The following is an 18806-nucleotide window of genomic DNA, read 5'->3' on the forward strand; positions in this document are numbered from 1 at the left end:
CTGGACGAGGTCAAACCTGGACGAGGGTGTAGACGGAGTTCTTGGCCGCGCTCTCCTCGACCGCCGCGAGGACGCGCTGCACCTGGAGGCCGTCGGCGAACGACGGGGCGGGCACGGCGCGCTCCGCGACGGCGTGGACGAGGTCGCGGGCCTGGTGCACGAAGGTGTGCTCGTAGCCGAGGCCGTGGCCCGGCGGCCACCACGCCTCCAGGTAGGGGTGTTCGGGTTCGGTGACGAGGATGCGGCGGAAGCCGGCGCTGGCGCTCGGCTCGGTCTGGTCGTGGAAGGACAGCTCGTTCAGGCGCTCCAGGTCGAAGGCGAGGGAGCCGCGCTCGCCGTTCAGCTCGACCTTCAGGGCGTTCTTGCGGCCCGTCGCGAAGCGGGTCGCCTCGAAGGAGGCGAGGGCGCCGGAGGCGAAGCGGCCGGTGAAGACGGCCGCGTCGTCGACGGTGACCTGCCCGAACCGCCCTCCCCCGGTCCCGGAGAGCCCGGACGACGAGCCCTCCACCAAAGGCCGCTCCCGTACGAACGTCTCCGTGAGCGCCGAGACGCCCGCGACCGGCTCGCCCGCCACGTACTGCGCGAGGTCGACGGCGTGCGCGCCGAGGTCGCCGAGTGCGCCGGAGCCCGCGTACGGCTTCTGCAGCCGCCAGGTCAGCGGGAACGCCGGGTCGACGAGCCAGTCCTGGAGGTAGCTGACGCGGACGTGGCGCAGGGTGCCGATGCGGCCCTCCGCGACCATGCGGCGGGCGAGGGCGATGGCGGGCACGCGCCGGTAGTTGAAGCCCGTCATCGCCACCTGCCCGCGCGAGGCCGCCAGTTCGGCGACCTCCGTCATGGCCTCCGCCTCGTCGACGGAGTTGGCGAGGGGCTTCTCGCACAGCACGTGCTTGCCCGCCTCCAGCGCCGCGACGGCGATCTCGGCGTGGCTGTCGCCGGGGGTGCAGATGTCGACGAGGTCGACGTCGTCCCGCTCGATCAGCGCCCGCCAGTCGGTCTCGGCGGCGGCCCAGCCGAGCCGGTCGGCGGCGGCGCGCACGGCGGAGCCGTCACGGCCGCAGACCGCGGCGAGCCGGGGGGTGAGCGGCAGGTCGAAGACCCGGCCCACGGTGCGCCACCCCTGCGAGTGGGCGGCGCCCATGAACGCGTAGCCGACCATGCCGACCCCCAGGACCGGCTTCACCTCGCCGGCCCCGTCCTCGCCGTCGTCGCCGCCCGTAACCCGAGCCGTCGTACCCGTGCTGCTGCCTGCCATGCGGAAGTCCTCCTGGTCCACGCGGTGATCGCCCGATGCCTCGTGCCGGCGCCCGTCACTTGAATCCGGTGGACATGTACTTGCCGACGTTCTCCTTGTCGACGACGGCGGAGAACAGGGTCACGTGGGCGGGGATCTCGAACTCGGCCATGCCGCTGATGCCCTTGCCCTGGCCGAGCGCGCGGGCCAGGTCGATGGCGGACGCGGCCATGGTCGGCGGATAGAGGACGGTGGCCTTCAGGACGCTGTCGTCGGCCTCGATGGCCTGCATCGCGGAGAGGGCGCCCGCGCCGCCGACCATCAGGAAGTCGTCGCGGCCCGCCTGCTTGATGGCGCGCAGGGCGCCGACGCCCTGGTCGTCGTCGTGGTTCCACATGGCGTCGAAGCTCTTCTGCGCCTGGAGGAGCTGGGCCATCTTGGCCTGGCCCGACTCGACGGTGAAGTCGGCGGCCTGGCGGGCGACCTTCTCGATGTTCGGGTAGTTCTTCAGGGCGTCGTCGAAGCCCTGCGTGCGCTGCTTGGTCAGTTCGAGGTTGTCGATCCCGGCCAGCTCGATGACCTTGGCGTTCTTCTTGTCCTTGAGCTTCTCGCCGATGTAGTTGCCGGCGCTCAGGCCCATGCCGTAGTTGTCGCCGCCGACCCAGCAGCGGTAGGCCTGCGGCGTGTTGAAGATGCGGTCGAGGTTGACGACGGGGATCCCGGCGCGCATCGCCTTGAGGCCGACCCGGGTGAGCGCCTTGCCGTCGGCGGGCAGGATGACGAGGACGTCGACCTTCTTGTTGATGAGGGTCTCGACCTGGCCGATCTGCGCGGCCGTGTCGTTCGAGCCCTCGGTGGCCTCGAGGGTGACGTCGGAGTACTTCTTCGCCCGTTCCTTGGCGTTCTCGTTGATGGCGTTGAGCCAGCCGTGGTCGGCCTGCGGTCCGGCGAAGCCGATGGTCACCTGCTTGCCGGGCTTGTCGTCGGCGACCGGCTGGTCGGCGGCCTTGCTGCTGTCGCCCTTGTCGCTGGGCTCGTTGCTGGTGCAGGCCGTGAGCAGACCGCCTGCGGTGACGGCTGCTGCCGCGCCGAACAGGAGTCCTCTGCGGCTCGTGGTCTCTGGCATGGCGTCGTCCCTTCCCGGGGCTGAACGGGGGTGAGCGGGGCTGAGCGGGCTGAGCGGGCTGAGCGGGGCTGAGAGGTCAGGAATGCGTGTTCGCGGTGCGTCGCTGGACCAGGACCGCGGCGACGATGATCGCGCCCTTGGCGATCTCCTGGACGTCGCTCTGGAGGTTGTTCAGCGCGAAGATGTTGGTGATGGTGGTGAAGATCAGGACACCGAGGACGGAGCCGACGATGGTGCCGCGGCCGCCGGTGAGGAGGGTGCCGCCGATGATGGCGGCGGCGATGGCGTCGAGCTCGTACAGGTTGCCGTTGGTGTTCTGGCCGGACCCGGCGAGGACGATGAGCAGGAACGCGGCGATGCCGCAGCACAGGCCCGACAGCAGGTAGAGGTAGAGCCGCTGGCGGCGTACGTCGATGCCGGCGAGCCGGGCGGCCTCCGCGTTGCCGCCGACGGCGACCGAGCGGCGGCCGAAGGTGGTGCGGTTGAGGACCAGCCAGCCGATGATCGTGACCGCGGCGAAGACGAGGACGAGCGGCGGGATTCCGAGGACGTAGGCGTCGCGCTCCCCCAGCTTCAGGACGCTGTCGACGGTGACCACCTGGGTCTTGCCGTCGGTGATCTGCTCGGCGAGACCGCGCCCGGAGGCGAGCATCGCGAGGGTGGCGATGAACGGGACCATGCCGCCGTAGGCGATGAGGACACCGTTGACGAGGCCGCAGCCGACGCCGACGACGACCGCGGTGAACAGGATGCCGATGAACCCGTACTCCTGGGTGGCGACCGTGGTCGCCCAGCAGCTGGCGAGCGCGACGATCGCGCCGACGGAGAGGTCGATGCCGCCGGAGATGATGACGAAGGTCATGCCGACGGTGACGACGCCGATGACGGACGCCTGGACCAGGATCAGCTGGACGTTGTCGGTGTCCAGGAACGAGTCGGGCTGGGTGATGCCGCCGACGACGATCAGGGCGGCGAGGACGCCGAGCAAGGACAGCGTCCGTACGTCGAGGCGCAGGGTCTTCAGGGCGCTGGACGGTGAGGCCGGCGCGGTCTTGGGCTCCGCCGGGCGGGCGGGTGAGGCGGGCTGCGTCATGGCGCCGGGGTCCCTTCTGGTCGGGTTCGTCTGTGGGGCGGGGCGGATGCGGCGAGCTGCGTCATCGCGCCGGTGTTCCTTCCATCACCAGGTCCAGGACCCGGTGTTCCGTCAGTTCCGCCGCCGGGGCCTCGTGGACGACGCGGCCCTCGCGCAGGACGAGGACGCGGTCGGCGAGGCCGAGGACCTCGGGGACCTCGCTGGAGACGAGGAGCACGGCGAGCCCTTCGTCGGCGAGGCGGCGGATGACCGCGTACAGCTCGGCGCGGGCGCCGACGTCGACGCCGCGGGTCGGCTCGTCCAGGAGCAGCACCTTGCAGCCGCGCAGGAGCCAGCGGGCCAGGACGGCCTTCTGCTGGTTGCCGCCGGAGAGGGTGCGGACGGGGACGGCCGGGTTGTCGGGGCGCAGGGAGAGTTCGCGGGTGACCTTGTGCGCGGCCTCGTTCTCCCGGCCCCGGTCGACCCAACCCCCGTAGGAGAAGCGGGACATGGAGGAGACGGAGACGTTGCGGGTGACGGACTCCAGCATCAGCAGGCCCTGCGCCTTGCGCTCCTCGGGGGCGAGTCCGAGCCCGGCCCGGACCGCCGCGCGGACGCTTCCGGGGCGCAGGGTCCGCCCTTCGACCGTGACGTGGCCGGTCGTCGGTTTCCGGGCGCCGTAGATCGTCTCCAGGATCTCGGAGCGGCCGGAGCCGACGAGTCCGGCGAGGCCGACGATCTCGCCGGAGCGCAGGGTGAGGTCGAGTGGCTCGAACTCGCCGTCGCGGGACAGGTTCTCGGCGTGCAGAACCGGTTCTGCAGAAGTCGAGGGCGCGGCACCGGACGACGGCCGCTCCGGGAAGACGTACTCGACGTTGCGGCCCGTCATCAGCGCCACCACGTCGCGCGTCGGCGTGTCCTTGGCGGGCAGTCCGCCGGCCACGGCACGGCCGTCCTTGAGGACGGTGACGCGGTCGCCGATGCGGCGGATCTCCTCCAGACGGTGCGAGATGTAGACGACGGCGACGCCGTCGGCGGTGAGGCTCTCGACGATGCGGAAGAGATTGTCGACCTCGTCGGGGTCGAGGGCGGCGGACGGCTCGTCCATGACGATGAGGCGGACGTCGTGGGAGAGGGCGCGGGCCATCGAGACGATCTGCTGCCCGGCGGCGGACAGGTCGCCGACGAGCGTGCCCGGGTCGATCTCCCCGTGGCCAAGTCGCTTGAGCAGAGCGGCAGTTGTTGCTCTGGCGTCCTTGCCACGGACCACGAATCCGGCCGAGGTCGGTTCGTGTCCGAGGAAGACGTTCTCGGCCACCGACAGTCCTTCTACGAGGTCGAGCTCCTGGTAGATGGTGGCGATGCCGAGGCGCATCGCGGCGATCGGCGAGCGCAGGGTGACCTGCTCGGAGCGCCAGGTGATGGACCCCTCGTCGGGCTGGTGGGCGCCGGCGAGGACCTTGATGAGGGTGGACTTGCCCGCACCGTTCTGGCCGAGGAGGCAGTGCACCTCACCCGCCTGGACCTCTAGGTCCACGCCGTCGAGGGCGCGTACGCCGGGGAACGACTTGGTGATGCCGGACATCGTGAGCAGCGGTGGTTCTGGTGCCGAAAGTGCCATGGCGGTTCCCCTAGCAGCGGGTGCGGGCCGGTTTCAGGGCAGGGCAGAGCAGGGCGCTGTGCTGAGTGGAGTGACGTGAAATGAAGTGGCGCGAAAGGCAGTGACGTGAAAGGAAGTCGCGTGCTGTGAAGTGAAGTGGAGGAATCTTCGAGGAAGGCTGACGGGTGTTACGCGGGTGAGAAGAGGTGGTCGCTGATGAGGCGGGCGCCGCCGATGACCCCTGCGGCCTGGCCCAGCTCGCCCAGGACGATGGGCAGATTGCCGGTCGCGAGCGGCAGCGACTGGCGGTAGACCTGGGTGCGCAGGGCGGCGAGGAGTGTGTGGCCGAGGCCGGTGACACCGCCGCCGATGACGACCAGGCCCGGGTTGAAGAAGGAGACGAGGGACGCGATGACCTGGCCGGTGCGGTTGCCGCCGTCGCGGATGAGGTCGAGGGCGGTGCCGTCACCGGCCGCGGCGGCGACCGCCACGTCGGCGGCGCTGAGCTTTCCGGCCGACTCCAGGAGTCCGGCCAGCTCGGGCGAGCGGCCGTCGCGGGCGGCTTCCTCGGCGTCGCGGGCGAGCGCCGCGCCGCTGAAGTAGGCCTCCAGGCAGCCCTTGTTGCCGCAGGCGCACTGCCTTCCGTCGGGCTCGACCTGGATGTGGCCGATGTCGCCGGCCGATCCGGTGGTGCCCCGGTAGACCTCGCCGCCGACGACGATGCCGCAGCCGATGCCGGTGCCGATCTTGACGCAGAGGAAGTCGCGCGCGGAGCGGGCGACGCCCGCGTGCTGCTCCCCCACGGCCATCAGGTTCACGTCGTTGTCGACCATGACCGGGCAGCCGAGGTCCTGGCTGAGCGCCTCGCGGACCGGGAAGCCGTCCCAGCCGGGCATGATCGGCGGGGCGACCGGGACGCCTTCGGGGAAGCGGACCGGGCCCGGCACGCCGATGCCCGCCCCGTCGAACCCTTCGGCGAGTCCGGACGCCCGCAACTTGGCCGCCATGGCGAGTACTTGCTCGAAGACCGCGACCGGGCCCTCGCGTACGTCCATGGGCTGGGTGATGTGCCCGAGCACCTCCAGCTCAGCGTTGGTGACCGCGACGTCGACCGAGGTCGCGCCGATGTCGACACCGAGGAAGCGGAGTTCGGGGGCGAGCCGGATGTTGTGGGACCGGCGGCCGCCGCGCGAGGCGGCGAGTCCGTCGGCGACCACGAGTCCGGTCTCCAGGAGGCGGTCCACCTCGACGGCCAGCTTGGAGCGGGACAGGTCGATCTGGTCGCCGAGCTGAGCGCGGGAGTTGGGCCCTCCGTCGCGCAGCAGCCGCAGCAGGCGCGCCTGGTGCGCGTTCGCGGGTCGAGCCGTCATGCGTCTCACGTGCCCCTCCCCGCCTCTTCGGGCTCCGGTACTTTCGCCGTTCTTTCGATGGGGAACGTAGCAGTGCCTGCCGGGTGTGGGAAGAAGTTGCGCAGGAATTACCCATGACTTTCTCCAGTCACAGGACAAAGATGGATGCGCGGGTGAGTACGGGGAGGGCTGCGGGGGTCGGGGCGCGCCGGGGTGTTCAGTCCTGGTTGCGGTGGTGGTACGTCTCGCGGGTGTGTTCCGTGTGCGTCCGCATGACGGCCGTGGCCCGGGACTCGTCGCGGGCCGAGATCGCCGCGATGAGTTCGCGGTGCTCGATCCAGGACTGCTTGCCGCGCTGGCGGGCGACGGGCTGGTAGTACCAGCGGACGCGGGCGTCGACCTGCCCGGCGAGTTCGGCCAGGACCACGTTGCCCGCGAGCTCCATGACCTTGCGGTGGAACTCGGCGTTCGTCGCGACGACCAGGTCCACGTCCCCGTCGGCGACGGCCTGCTCGCCCTTGGCGCAGAGCTCTTCCAGGGCGGTGATGCCGGTCTTGCCCGCGTTGGCGGCGGCGAGCCGGGCGGCCTCGGCCTCCAGGAGCGTGCGGACGGTGAGGAGTTGGTCGGCCTCCTCCTCCGTCGGCTCGTGCACGAACGCGCCCTGCGCCGGGCGCAGGTCCACCCACCCCTCGGTGTTCAGGCGCTGGAGCGCCTCGCGCACCGGCTGGCGCGAGACCCCGAGATGTCCGGCCAGCTCGCTCTCGACGAGGTGCTGGCCCGGCTGGAGGGCGCGGGTCGTGATCAGGGAGAGCAGCGCCTCGTAGACGCGCTCGCGCAGCGGCCCGGGGCGTTCGAGCTTGGGCACCGCCCCCTGCGGCAGTCCTGTGGACAACATCGCGGTCCCCCTCGTGGGCTTCGATCGTCGCGGCTGCGATTGTCTTTGGAATACAGTTTACCGAGCACAATCACCACCACCAGGGGCAGTTGGCCTCGTCACACCCCGGGCCGCCGCGGCCGGCCGCTCACGGGCAGCGCACGACCTGCCCCGCGTACGAGAGATTGCCGCCGAAACCGAAGAGGAGCGCGGGCGCCCCGCTGCGCACCTCGCCGCGCTCGATCAGCTTGGACAGCGCCATGGGCACGCTCGCGGCGGAGGTGTTGCCGGAGTCGACGACGTCCCGGGCGACGACCGCGTTCACCGCTCCGATCTTCTCCGCGAGGGGTTCGATGATGCGCAGGTTGGCCTGGTGCAGGACGACGGCGGCGAGGTCGGCCGGGGCGAGGCCCGCCTTCTCGCACGCCTGCCTGGCGAGCGGCGGCAGTTGCCGGGTCGCCCAGCGGTAGACGGACTGGCCCTCCTGGGAGAAGCGCGCGGGCTCGCCCTCGATACGGACGGCGTTGCCCATCTCCGGGACCGAGCCCCACAGGACGGGGCCGATGCCGGGCTCCTCGCCGTCGGCGCAGGGTTCGATCACCACGGCGCCCGCGCCGTCGCCGACGAGGACGCAGGTGGAGCGGTCGGTCCAGTCGGTGACGGCGGACATCTTGTCCGCGCCGATGACGAGGGCGCGGGTGGCGGCGCCCGCGCGCAGGGTGTGGTCGGCGGTGGCGAGGGCGTGGGTGAACCCGGCGCAGACGACGTTCAGGTCGAGCGCGGCCGGGGAGGGGACGCCGAGCCGCTGGGCGACGCGGGCCGCCATGTTCGGGGAGCGGTCGACGGCGGTGGAGGTGGCGACGACCACCAGGTCGATGGCGTCGGCGGTCAGGCCCGCCGCGGCCAGCGCCTTCGCGGCGGCGTGCGCGGCCAGCTCGTCGACCGGCTCGTCGGGCCCCGCGATGTGCCGGGTGCGGATGCCGACACGGGAGCGGATCCACTCGTCGTCGGTGTCGACCATGCCCGCCAGATCCTCGTTCGTGAGGATTCCGGCGGGCTGATAGTGGCCGATGCCGACGATGCGCGAACCGTTCATGGAGTGCCCCTCGTATGCCTGGTCGTGTGCCCGGATCGCGCCAGGCGCGAGCCGCGGACGTATCAGTCTGCTCAGCGACCGGTGAGTACGAGGTGAGGTAAAGCACAGGATTGCGCGGGCTGGGTTGGAGAGTTCCTGAGAGTACCGACCGGTCAGCCTGTGAACAGCTGTGTCGCCTTTTGCACCAGTTCGTACAGTCCGTAGGCGAGCGGCAGGCCCACCCACAGCCAGGCGAAGGCGATGAGACCGCGCCGCCTAGGCGGGCTGCTGGCGGTCGCGGTCGTGCTCGGCGGTGTCATCGGAGGACTCCTCGGGAGCGTCGGGGGCGGGGACGTGGTGGCGGGGGTGGACGGGCCGGATGAGTTCGTTGGCGACGAAGCCGACGACGAGCAGCCCGATCATGATGACGAAGGAGACGCCGTACAGCGACGGGCCGTGCTTCCCGGCGCTCTCCTGGCTGTCGGAGACCCAGTTGACGATGAGCGGGCCGAGGACACCGGCGAGCGACCAGGCCGTGAGCAGCCGGCCGTGGATGGCGCCGACCTGGTACGTGCCGAACAGGTCCTTCAGGTAGGCGGGCGCGGTCGCGAAGCCGCCCCCGTAGAAGGAGAGGATCACCAGCGCGCACAGGACGAACAGGGGCTTGGAGGCGTCGCCGTAGAGGGCGATGAGGAGGTACATCACGGCGCCCACGCCGAGGTAGAGGCGGTAGACGTTCTTGCGGCCCATGAGGTCGGAGGCGGAGGACCAGCCGATGCGGCCCGCCATGTTGGCGGCGGAGAGCAGGGCGACGAATCCGGCCGCCGCGCTCGCGGTCACCGGGGTGCTGGAGTCCTGGAAGAAGTCCGTGATCATCGGCGCGGCCTTCTCCAGGATGCCGATGCCCGCGGTCACGTTCATGCACAGGACGAGCCACAGGCACCAGAACTGCGGGGTGCGGATGGCCTGCTTCGCCGACACCTGCGGGCCGGTGGGGGTCGCCGCCCGCGCGGTTCCCCGCTCCCCTGCCCGTACCTCCTTGCCCGGCACGCGCACGAGGAGGACGCCCAGCGTCATGAAGACCGCGTAGACCAGGCCGTGCACGAGGAACGCGAGGGCGATGCCGTCGCTGTCCGTGCCGAACGCGTCCAGCATCTCCGCGCTCCACGGCGACGCGATGAGCGCGCCGCCGCCGAAGCCCATGATCGCGATGCCGGTCGCCATGCCGGGCCGGTCGGGGAACCACTTGATCAGGGTGGAGACCGGGGAGATGTAGCCGATGCCGAGCCCGATGCCGCCGACGAAGCCGTAGCCGAGCACGATCAGCCAGTACTGCTCGGTGGCGGCGCCGAGCGCGGAGAGCAGGAAGCCCGAGGAGAAGCAGACGAGGGCGACGGTCATCGCCCAGCGCGGGCCGTTGCGTTCGACGAGCGTGCCGCCGAACGCGGCGGACAGGCCGAGCATCACGATGCCGAGCTGGAACGGGAGCGCGCTCTGCGTGCCGCTCAGGCCGAGGGCGGATTCGAGGGGTGGTTTGAAGACGCTCCAGGCGTACGCCTGGCCGATGGAGAGATGGACCGAGAGGGCGGCGGGCGGTACGAGCCAGCGGCTCCAGCCGGGGGGTGCGACGGGGGGCCTCATGATCGAGAACGGTAGGCAGGCGCGGGGGCGTTGGGAAGAGGTCGGAGCACAGCCGCACGAAATCCGTCGACGGTATGCGGTTCAACTCCCTTGTCGGCCCAACTTCCATACTGTAGACAATATTCAACCGACAGTCTCCGCTCCACGCACCAGACAGGTTCCGCTTCGCACCCTCGACCGGACGGAGCACGCCAGTGAAAGTCGCAGTCCTCGGCGCCGGAGCGATCGGCGCCTACGTCGGAGCCGCGCTGCACCGCGCCGACGCCGACGTCCATCTCGTCGCCCGCGGGCCGCACCTGGCGGCCATCCGGCGCAGCGGTGTCCGGGTCCTCAGCGCGCGCGGCGACTTCACCGCGCGAACCCACGCCACCGACGACCCCGCCGAGATCGGGCCCGTCGACCATGTCTTCCTCGGTCTGAAGGCGCATTCGTACGCGGCGTGCGGGCCGCTGATCGAGCCGCTCCTGCACGACCGTACGGCGGTGGTCGCGGCGCAGAACGGCATCCCCTGGTGGTACTTCCACGGGCACGGCGGCCCGCACGACGGCCACCGCCTCGAAAGCGTCGACCCGGGCGGCACGGTGAGCGCGGTCCTCGCGCCGGAGCGGGCCGTCGGCTGCGTCGTCTACGCGGCGACGGAGCTGTCGGCGCCCGGAGTCGTCCGCCATCTGGAGGGGACGCGGTTCTCCGTCGGGGAGCCGGACCGTACGGTGTCGGCGCGCTGCACCGCGTTCAGCGACGCCATGCGGGCGGGCGGCCTGAAGTGCCCCGTCGAGCCCGACCTGCGCGCCGACATCTGGATCAAGCTGCTCGGCAACATCTCCTTCAACCCGATCAGCGCCCTCGTGCGCGCGACGATGCGACAGATGTGCCGGCACGGCGGGACCCGCCGCGTCATCGAGATCATGATGGCCGAGACGCTCGCCGTCGCCGCCTCGCTCGGCTGCACCCCCGACATCTCCGTGCAGCGGCGACTGGCCGGCGCCGAGCGGGTCGGCGACCACCGCACCTCCACGCTGCAGGACCTGGAGCGCGGAAAGCCCCTGGAACTGGACGTGCTGCTGGCCGCGGTGGTGGAGCTCGCGGACATCACCGGTGTCGAGGTGCCCACCCTGCGCACCGTGCACGCCCTCACGGATCTGCTCGCCGACGGCATGAGGAGGGACGCCGCATGACATCGCGGAGGAAGCCGCCGAGGAGCTACACCCGGCTCACCCACCCCCTCGTGCGCGAGACACCCGGCGACCGCACGTCGCCGCTGCGGCGGGCCAGTTGGGACGAGGCCCTCACCCTGGCCGCCGACGGGTTCCGGCACACCCGCGAGACACATGGTCCGGACGCCTTCGCGATGCTGTCCTGCGCCCGCGCCACCAACGAGATGAACTTCGTGGCGCAGAAGTTCACCCGTGTCGTCATGGGCACCAACAACGTGGACTCCTGCAACCGTACGTGTCACGCGCCGAGCGTCGCCGGTCTCTCGGCGGTGTTCGGCTCGGGCGGCGGCACCTCCTCGTACGAGGAGGTCGAGCACACCGACCTCATCGTGATGTGGGGCTCCAACGCCCGCTACGCGCACCCGATCTTCTTCCAGCACGTACTGCGGGGGATACGGAACGGGGCGCGGATGTACGCCGTCGACCCCCGCCGCACCTCGACCGCCGAGTGGGCGGAGAGCTGGCTCGGCCCGAACGTCGGCACCGACATCCCGCTCGCGCACGCCGTCGCCCGGGAGATCATCGCGGCGGGTCTGCACAACAAGGCGTTCGTGGAGCGGGCGACCAGCGGGTTCGAGGAGTTCAGGGCGCTCGTCGAACCGTGGACGCTGTCGCTCGCGGAGAAGGTGACCGGTGTCCCCGCCGCCGCCGTCCGCGATCTCGCGCACACCTACGCACGCGCCGAACGCGCGCAACTGTGCTGGACGCTGGGCATCACCGAGCACCACAACGGCACCGACAACGTCCGGGCGCTCATCAACCTCGCCCTGCTCACCGGCCACGTCGGCCGGTACGGCGCCGGGGTGCAGCCGCTGCGCGGGCAGAACAACGTGCAGGGCGGCGGCGACATGGGCGCCATCCCCAACCGGCTCCCCGGCTTCCAGGACCTCCTCGACGACGGCCACCGGACCAAGTTCGAGCAGGCGTGGGACACGGTGCTCCCCGCGCGGTACGGGATGACGCTCACCGACATGTTCGAGGCGATGGAGCACGGGCGGCTGCGCGCCGTGTACTGCATCGGCGAGAACCCGGCGCAGTCCGAGGCCGACAGCGAGCAGGCCGTGCGCCGGCTCGCCGCCCTCGACCACCTCGTCGTGCAGGACATCTTCCTGACCAGGACCGCCGAACTGGCCGACGTCGTACTGCCCGCGACGGCCGCGTGGGCGGAGACCGAGGGCACGACCACCAACAGCGAACGCCGCGTCCAGCGCGTACGGGCCGCGCTCACCCCGCCCGGCGAGGCCCGCGAGGACATCGACATCCTCTGCGACCTGGCCACCCGCCTCGGCCACGACTGGAAGTACGCGGACGCCGAGGCCGTCTGGAACGAGTTGCGCGCCCTGTCGCCGGATCACTTCGGCATGACGTACGACCGTCTGGCACAGCACCAAGGGCTGCAATGGCCCTGCCCCGACGTGGACGTGCTGCCCTCCTCCTATCTGCACGGGCGGCTGTGGGACACCGACCCGGTGCGGCGCGGGCGGCGCGCCCCGTTCGGGCTGGTCGAGCACGATCCGCCGGTCGACCTGACCGACGAGGCGTTCCCGATCCGGCTGACGACCGGGCGCCGCCTCGACTCCTACAACACCGGGGTGCAGAGCGGCGGTTTCGCCTCGCCGCTGCGCCGCGGCGAGTACGTCGAGCTGTGCCCGGAGGACGCCGAGCGGTACGGGGTCGTGGTCGGTGAGGAGGTACGTGTCTCCTCACGGCGCGGGGTGGTCACCGCGCCGGTCTGGGTCGATCCGGGGCTCCGCCCCGGGCTCGCCTTCATGACCATGCACTTTCCCGACGAGGTGGACACCAACGCGCTGACGATCGAGGCGAACTGCCCGATCGCCGGGACGGCGGAGTTCAAGGCGTCGGCGATACGTATCGAGAAGCTGAACCAGCTGCACGTGTGAGCAGCGGTGTGAGCGGCGGGAAGGGGCTGGGTGCACGTGGATCTGCGCTTCGGTGACAGCGAACCCACGGCCGAGGAGCGGGCGGCCGTCGACGCGCTGCTCGGGCCGCCCGAGTCCGCGTGGGAGGGGGCCGGCGACCGGTCCGACGCGGATCTGCGGTGGGCGCGGGGCGGGCGGGCCCTTGTGCGGGAGCGGCGGGATCTGCTGCTTCCGGGGTTGCACGCGGTCAACGACCGGGTCGGGTGGATCAGCCCGGGCGCGCTCGGCTATCTGTGCCGGCGGCTGACCGTGCCGCCTGCGGAGGCGTACGGGGTGGCCACGTTCTACTCCATGTTCTCCTTGCGGGAGCGGGCCGCGACGGTGGTGCATGTGTGTACGGATCTGGCGTGTGCGCGAGTCTCGGGTCCGGATATGTGTGGCTCGGCGCGGGAGCGGTTCGGGCCTGATGTGTATGTGGCCGAGTCGGCGTGTCTGGGATTGTGTGAGCGGGCGCCCGCCGCGCTGCTGGTGCGGGCCGGGTCTTCCGCGTCGGCCGTGCCGCTCGCGCCGTTGCGGGGCTCCGCCCCGGACCCCGCTCCTCAATCGCCGGAGGGGCTGAAGTCGGGGCTGCATTCGTCGCCGGATGCGCCGGCCTACGCGGCGGAGCCGATACTGCTGCGCCGCATCGGAGTCGTCGACCCCGCCTCCCTCGACTCCTATCGCGCCGCCGGCGGCTACTCCGCCCTCCGGCGCGCCTTCGCCCTCGGGCCCGCCGCCGTCATCCAGGAAGTGACCGACGCCGGGCTCGTCGGGCGGGGCGGGGCCGCCTTCCCCACCGGGCGGAAGTGGCAGGGCACCGCCGCGCAGCCGGATCAGCCGCACTACCTCGTGTGCAACGCCGACGAGTCCGAGCCCGGCACCTTCAAGGACCGCGTCCTGCTGGAAGGTGACCCGTACGCGCTGGTCGAGGCCATGACCATCGCGGCGTACGCGGTCGGGGCCCGGCGCGGCTTCCTCTATCTGCGCGGCGAGTATCCGCTCGCGCTCGCCCGGATGAGCCATGCCGTCGAGGAGGCGCGGGCGCGCGGGTTCCTGGGGCCCGACATCCTCGGGCAGGGGTTCTCCTTCGACATCGAGATTCGGCGCGGCGCGGGCGCCTACATCTGCGGGGAGGAGACCGCGCTGTTCAACTCGATCGAGGGGTACCGGGGCGAGCCGCGTTCCAAGCCGCCGTTCCCCGTCGAGAAGGGCCTGTTCGGCAAGCCGACCGCCGCCAACAACGTCGAGACGCTCGTCAATGTGCTGCCCATCCTGACCATGGGCGCGCAGGCGTACGCGGCCATCGGCACCGGGCGGTCCACCGGGCCCAAGCTGTTCTGCGTCTCCGGCGCCGTGGACCGGCCCGGGGTCTACGAGCTGCCCTTCGGCGCCACCCTCGGCGACCTCCTTGCCCTCGCCGGAACCCCGAACCCGCTCCGCGCGATCCTCCTCGGCGGCGCCGCGGGCGGCTTCGTGCGCCCCGACGAACTGGACATCCCGCTCACCTTCGAGGGCACCCGCGCCGCGGGCACCACGCTCGGCTCCGGGGTGGTCATGGCCCTCGACGACGCGGTGCCGCTCCCCCGCGTGCTGCTGCGCATCGCCCAGTTCTTCCGCGAGGAGTCCTGCGGGCAGTGCGTGCCGTGCCGGGTGGGGACGGTGCGGCAGCAGGAGGCGCTGCACCGGATCGCCGAGAAGAAGGGCATCGCCGCCGACGACGACATCGCCCTGCTGCGCGAGGTGGGCCGCACCATGCAGGACGCCTCGATCTGCGGTCTCGGCCAGACCGCCTGGAACGCCATCGAGTCCGCCATCGACCGCCTGGGGGTCTACGCGTCATGACCGTCACCGAGCTGGGTATCCCGCGTCGCCTCCTGGAGTTCACGCTCGACGGGGAGCCGGTCCGCGCGCCCGAGGGGTCCACGCTCCTCGACGCGTGCCGCGCCGCCGGGAAGGACGTACCGACCCTGTGCCAGGGAGACACCCTCACGCCGAAGAACGCCTGCCGGGTGTGTGTCGTGGAGGTGGAGGGGGCGCGCACGCTCGTACCCGCGTGTTCCCGGAAGGCCGAGCCGGGGATGGAGGTGCGCACCGACACCGAGCGGACCCGGCACAGCCGCAAGGTCGTCCTCGAACTCCTCGCGTCGTCGGTCGACCTGTCGACGACTCCGCAGGTCGCAAGCTGGCTCAAGGAGTACGGGGCGCAGCCCGACCGGTTCGGCCCGGACGCCGAGCGGCTCGGTGAGGAGCCCCGGATCGACAACGACCTCTACGTGCGCGACTACGGCAAATGCATCCTCTGCTACAAGTGTGTCGACGCCTGTGGCGACCAGTGGCAGAACACCTTCGCGATCTCGGTCGCCGGGCGCGGTTTCGACGCACGTATCGCGGTGGAGCAGGACGCGCCGCTCACCGAGTCGGCATGTGTGTACTGCGGCAACTGCATCGAGGTGTGTCCGACGGGAGCGTTGTCGTTCAAGTCGGAGTTCGACATGCGTGCGGCGGGTACCTGGAACGAGTCGGCACAGTCGGAGACCGTGACGGTGTGCGCCTACTGCGGAGTCGGCTGCAACCTCACGCTCCATGTGCAGGACAATGAGATCGTGAAGGTCACGTCGCCGCACGACAATCCGGTGACGCACGGCAACCTCTGCATCAAGGGCCGCTTCGGCTACCAGCACGTACAGAACCGGGACTGATCAGGACATGGGACGAGTCACCGAACGGCGCAAGGTGCTTCGCATCCGGGACGGACGTGTCTCGACCCGGCCGGACACCCTCGTCGCCGAGGAACCCCTGGAGATCCGGCTGAACGGCAAGCCGCTCGCCATCACCATGCGCACCCCCGGCGACGACTTCGCGCTCGCCGCCGGTTTCCTGGTGAGCGAGGGCGTGCTCGGCGCCGCCGACGAGCTGCTGAACATCGTCTACTGCGCGGGCGCCACCCAGGACGGTTCGAACACGTACAACGTGGTGGACGTGCGCACGGCGCCCGGGGTGGTCCTGCCCGACATCACGCTGGAGCGCAACGTCTACACCACCTCCTCCTGCGGGCTGTGCGGCAAGGCGAGCCTCGACGCGGTGCGCACCACGGCCCGCTTCCCGATCGCCGACACTCCCCCGCTGCGGCTCACCCCCGAGCTGCTCTCCTCGCTCCCCGACCGGCTGCGCGAGGCCCAGCGGGTCTTCGACCGTACGGGTGGCCTGCACGCGGCGGCCCTCTTCGACGAGGAGGGCACCCTCGTCGACATAAGGGAGGACGTGGGGCGGCACAACGCGGTGGACAAGCTCGTCGGGCGCGCCCTGCAGAGCGGGGACCTGCCGCTGTCGCGGTCCGTCCTCATGGTCTCCGGGCGGGCCTCGTTCGAGCTGGCGCAGAAGGCCGTCATGGCGGGCATCCCGGTGCTCGCGGCGGTGTCGGCGCCCTCGTCGCTCGCCGTCGACCTCGCCGCCGAGACCGGCCTCACCCTGATCGGCTTCCTGCGGGGCGCCTCCATGAACGTGTACGCGGGTGAGGACCGGCTCGTGCTGCACGAGGCGGCGACGGCCGCCTCGCCGCGGCAGGGCTGAGCCCGCTCCCCGCGGCACGTCGGCGGGGCCCGGGACCGGCGGGGAGCGCCCCCTGCGCCGGCCGGGCCCCTCCGGTATGCCCGCAGCGGTGGCCCCGGGGTTCCGTTCCTGAAGGAGGCGCCTGTTCCGGAGCCCGGCCGGGGTGAGCCGGGGGTGCGCGGTTCTTGTGGGGTGTCGGGGCACGCCAGTAGCGTCTTTGGCGCATACGTTGGACGTGGGATGTCTGCTTTATAACCCTGTGGCGGTATGACCTGAAGGGTGGGTCGCGTCATGCGACGTAACTTCGTGCGCGCACGTCTGAGATCGCCGAGATCGCTGGTGGCGGCCGCGGCCGCGGCCGCGGCCATAGCTGTCGCGGCGGCACTCCCGGCCACCACCGCGACGGCGGCCGAGCCCCAACCCCCGTTCGAGCAACAGGTGTTGTTCAAGGCGTCGCAGGACCCCGGCTACGCCTGCTATCGCATCCCGGCCGTCGTACGGACGGTCAAGGGCACCCTCCTCGCCTTCGCCGAGGGCCGCACGCACGACTGCTCCGACGCCGGTGACATAGATGTCGTCGTCAAACGGTCCGAGGACGGCGGCCGTACGTGGTCACCGCTCCAGGTCGTCAACGAGGGCGCCGGAGACACCCACGGCAACCCGGCCCCGGTCGTCGACCGCCGGACCGGCCGCATCCTCCTCGCCGAGACCTACAACACGGGCCTGCCCGGCGGCGGGAACTGCCCCGTCCCGTGCGACCGCACCCCGCACCTCCAGTACAGCGACGACGACGGCCGCACCTGGTCCGCGCCGCGCGACCTGAGCGACGAACTGCTGCCGCCCGAGTTCAACTCCTGGTACGCGACCGGGCCCGTGCACGGCATCCAGCTCACCAAGGGCCGCCACCGCGGACGCCTCGTCTTCACGGTCAACGCCGAGACGTGGGACGGCAGCCGCGTCACCGCCAACCACGCCACGCTCGTGATCAGCGATGACCACGGCGAACACTGGCGGATCGGCGCGAAGGACACCTGGCCGATACCGCCGGCGGGCACCTGGCGTCAGAAGCCGTCCGAGATGACGCTCGCCGAACTCCCCGACGGCACGGTCTACGTCAGCGGACGCGAGCAGGACGGCACCGACCTCGGCCACCGCACGCACACCGTGAGCCGGGACGGCGGCGCCTCCTTCGCCCGCCCCTTCACCGCGCTGCCCGACCTGTACGCGCCGCAGGTGCAGTGCTCGATCCTGCCCGTCGGAAAGGGCGGCCGGCAGCTGCTGCTCGGCTGCCCCGGCGACCCCGACCGGCGCCGCACCATGACGATCCGCTCCTCCTACGACGGCGGCCGCACCTGGGACAGCTTCGACCGCTCCACCGTCGTGACCACGGACTGGTCCGGCTACTCGGACCTGGTGCAGGCCGACCGGGACCACGTCGGCCTCCTGTACGAGGGCGGCGCCGTCGACGCGCGCGACGAGATCCGCTTCGCGCGGTTCACACTCGACTGGCTGAAGGAGCGGCGCGGGCCCGATCCGACGACGCTCGACCAGGCGCCCGGCGCACGCCCGGCAGCCGTCCTCGGCGGGGCGACGGTGACCGACGGGGCGGTCGGCCGGGCGCTCTCCTTCGACGGGGTCGACGACGCGGTGCGGCTGCCCTACCGGCACTCGCTGACCCTGGACGACCGCGACTTCGTCGCCTCCGTGCGGTTCCGGTACACCGCCACCAGCGGGGAGCAGCCGTTCCTGTGGATGGGCGGCACAGGGTCGACGCAGCCGCAGGTGTGGCTGCGGGGAGAGCCGGCCTCGAACCGGATCATCGGGTTGATGACCGCGCGCGACGGGGCGGGTCCTGCGCGGAGTGTGTCGGTGAGCAGTAGCTCCGCGTACAACGACGGGGCCTGGCATCAGGCCGAACTCCGGCGCTCGGAGGGTGGGTTCACGCTCAGCGTCGACGGTGTCGTGGTGAGGAGCGCCGCCGCCGTGCCCGGGTCCGTCAGCCGGAACTCGCCGTTCGGGGTGCATGTGGGGCAGCGGATGGACAGCCGGGCGTTCTTCGCCGGGGCCCTCGACGATGTGCGGGTCACCTCCGGTGGGAGGCCTGTTCTCTGGTTGCCGCTGGATCGTGTCGGCTCGGGGGGTTAGCGTCGCGA

At 71.4% G+C, this 18806-nt stretch carries 14 protein-coding genes; 6 read left to right on the forward strand and 8 right to left on the reverse strand.

All coding sequences use genetic code 11. The features are described from left to right. Positions 1 to 10 precede the first annotated feature (10 nt). The 8 genes from C1N81_RS13500 to C1N81_RS13535 all read right to left on the reverse strand — a co-directional run bounded on the left by C1N81_RS13500 (position 11) and on the right by C1N81_RS13535 (position 9971). Entirely contained in the window at positions 11 to 1255 is a 1245-nt protein-coding gene (locus tag C1N81_RS13500; RefSeq protein WP_394429044.1) for a Gfo/Idh/MocA family protein, read from the reverse strand. 55 nt (positions 1256 to 1310) lie between these two features. Next, entirely contained in the window at positions 1311 to 2360 is a 1050-nt protein-coding gene (locus tag C1N81_RS13505; protein ID WP_394429045.1) for a substrate-binding domain-containing protein, read from the reverse strand. 76 nt (positions 2361 to 2436) lie between these two features. Continuing rightward, positions 2437 to 3453, reverse strand: a complete 1017-nt coding sequence (locus tag C1N81_RS13510; RefSeq protein ID WP_394429046.1) for an ABC transporter permease — start codon at positions 3451 to 3453, stop codon at positions 2437 to 2439. A gap of 61 nt (positions 3454 to 3514) precedes the next feature. Beyond that, positions 3515 to 5053, reverse strand: a complete 1539-nt coding sequence (locus tag C1N81_RS13515; RefSeq protein WP_394429047.1) for a sugar ABC transporter ATP-binding protein — start codon at positions 5051 to 5053, stop codon at positions 3515 to 3517. A gap of 167 nt (positions 5054 to 5220) precedes the next feature. Then, entirely contained in the window at positions 5221 to 6402 is a 1182-nt protein-coding gene (locus tag C1N81_RS13520; RefSeq protein ID WP_394429048.1) for an ROK family transcriptional regulator, read from the reverse strand. Between the two features lie 196 nt (positions 6403 to 6598). After that, complete coding sequence (locus C1N81_RS13525) at positions 6599 to 7276, reverse strand: GntR family transcriptional regulator (protein ID WP_394429049.1); 678 nt, start codon at positions 7274 to 7276, stop codon at positions 6599 to 6601. A 127-nt stretch (positions 7277 to 7403) separates the two neighbouring features. After that, entirely contained in the window at positions 7404 to 8351 is a 948-nt protein-coding gene (locus C1N81_RS13530; RefSeq protein ID WP_394429050.1) for a beta-ketoacyl-ACP synthase III, read from the reverse strand. 255 nt (positions 8352 to 8606) lie between these two features. After that, positions 8607 to 9971, reverse strand: a complete 1365-nt coding sequence (locus C1N81_RS13535; RefSeq protein ID WP_394429051.1) for an OFA family MFS transporter — start codon at positions 9969 to 9971, stop codon at positions 8607 to 8609. Between the two features lie 194 nt (positions 9972 to 10165). Here C1N81_RS13535 and C1N81_RS13540 point away from each other — a divergent pair, with 194 nt between their 5' ends. The 6 genes from C1N81_RS13540 (at position 10166) to C1N81_RS13565 (ending at position 18798) form a co-directional block, all read left to right on the forward strand. Continuing rightward, entirely contained in the window at positions 10166 to 11146 is a 981-nt protein-coding gene (locus tag C1N81_RS13540; protein ID WP_394429052.1) for a 2-dehydropantoate 2-reductase, read from the forward strand. Then, positions 11143 to 13086 (forward strand): molybdopterin oxidoreductase family protein, encoded by a 1944-nt coding sequence (locus C1N81_RS13545; RefSeq protein ID WP_394429053.1) that lies wholly within the window; start codon positions 11143 to 11145, stop codon positions 13084 to 13086. The genes C1N81_RS13540 and C1N81_RS13545 overlap by 4 nt, the downstream gene beginning before the upstream one ends. Before the next feature lie 36 nt (positions 13087 to 13122). Beyond that, on the forward strand, positions 13123 to 14946 hold the full coding sequence (locus tag C1N81_RS13550) for an NADH-ubiquinone oxidoreductase-F iron-sulfur binding region domain-containing protein (RefSeq protein ID WP_394429054.1): 1824 nt from the start codon (positions 13123 to 13125) through the stop codon (positions 14944 to 14946). Further along, positions 14943 to 15803, forward strand: a complete 861-nt coding sequence (locus C1N81_RS13555; RefSeq protein WP_394429055.1) for a 2Fe-2S iron-sulfur cluster-binding protein — start codon at positions 14943 to 14945, stop codon at positions 15801 to 15803. Before C1N81_RS13550 ends, C1N81_RS13555 begins: the two co-directional genes overlap by 4 nt. Positions 15804 to 15810: 7 nt before the next feature. Beyond that, the gene (gene fdhD / locus C1N81_RS13560; RefSeq protein ID WP_394429056.1) at positions 15811 to 16674 is read left to right on the forward strand and encodes a formate dehydrogenase accessory sulfurtransferase FdhD; all 864 of its coding nucleotides are present in this window, start codon (positions 15811 to 15813) and stop codon (positions 16672 to 16674) included. A 270-nt stretch (positions 16675 to 16944) separates the two neighbouring features. Beyond that, entirely contained in the window at positions 16945 to 18798 is a 1854-nt protein-coding gene (locus tag C1N81_RS13565) for an exo-alpha-sialidase (RefSeq protein WP_394429057.1), read from the forward strand. Positions 18799 to 18806 lie beyond the last annotated feature (8 nt).

It is taken from the genome of Streptomyces sp. SGAir0957 (assembly GCF_043523415.1).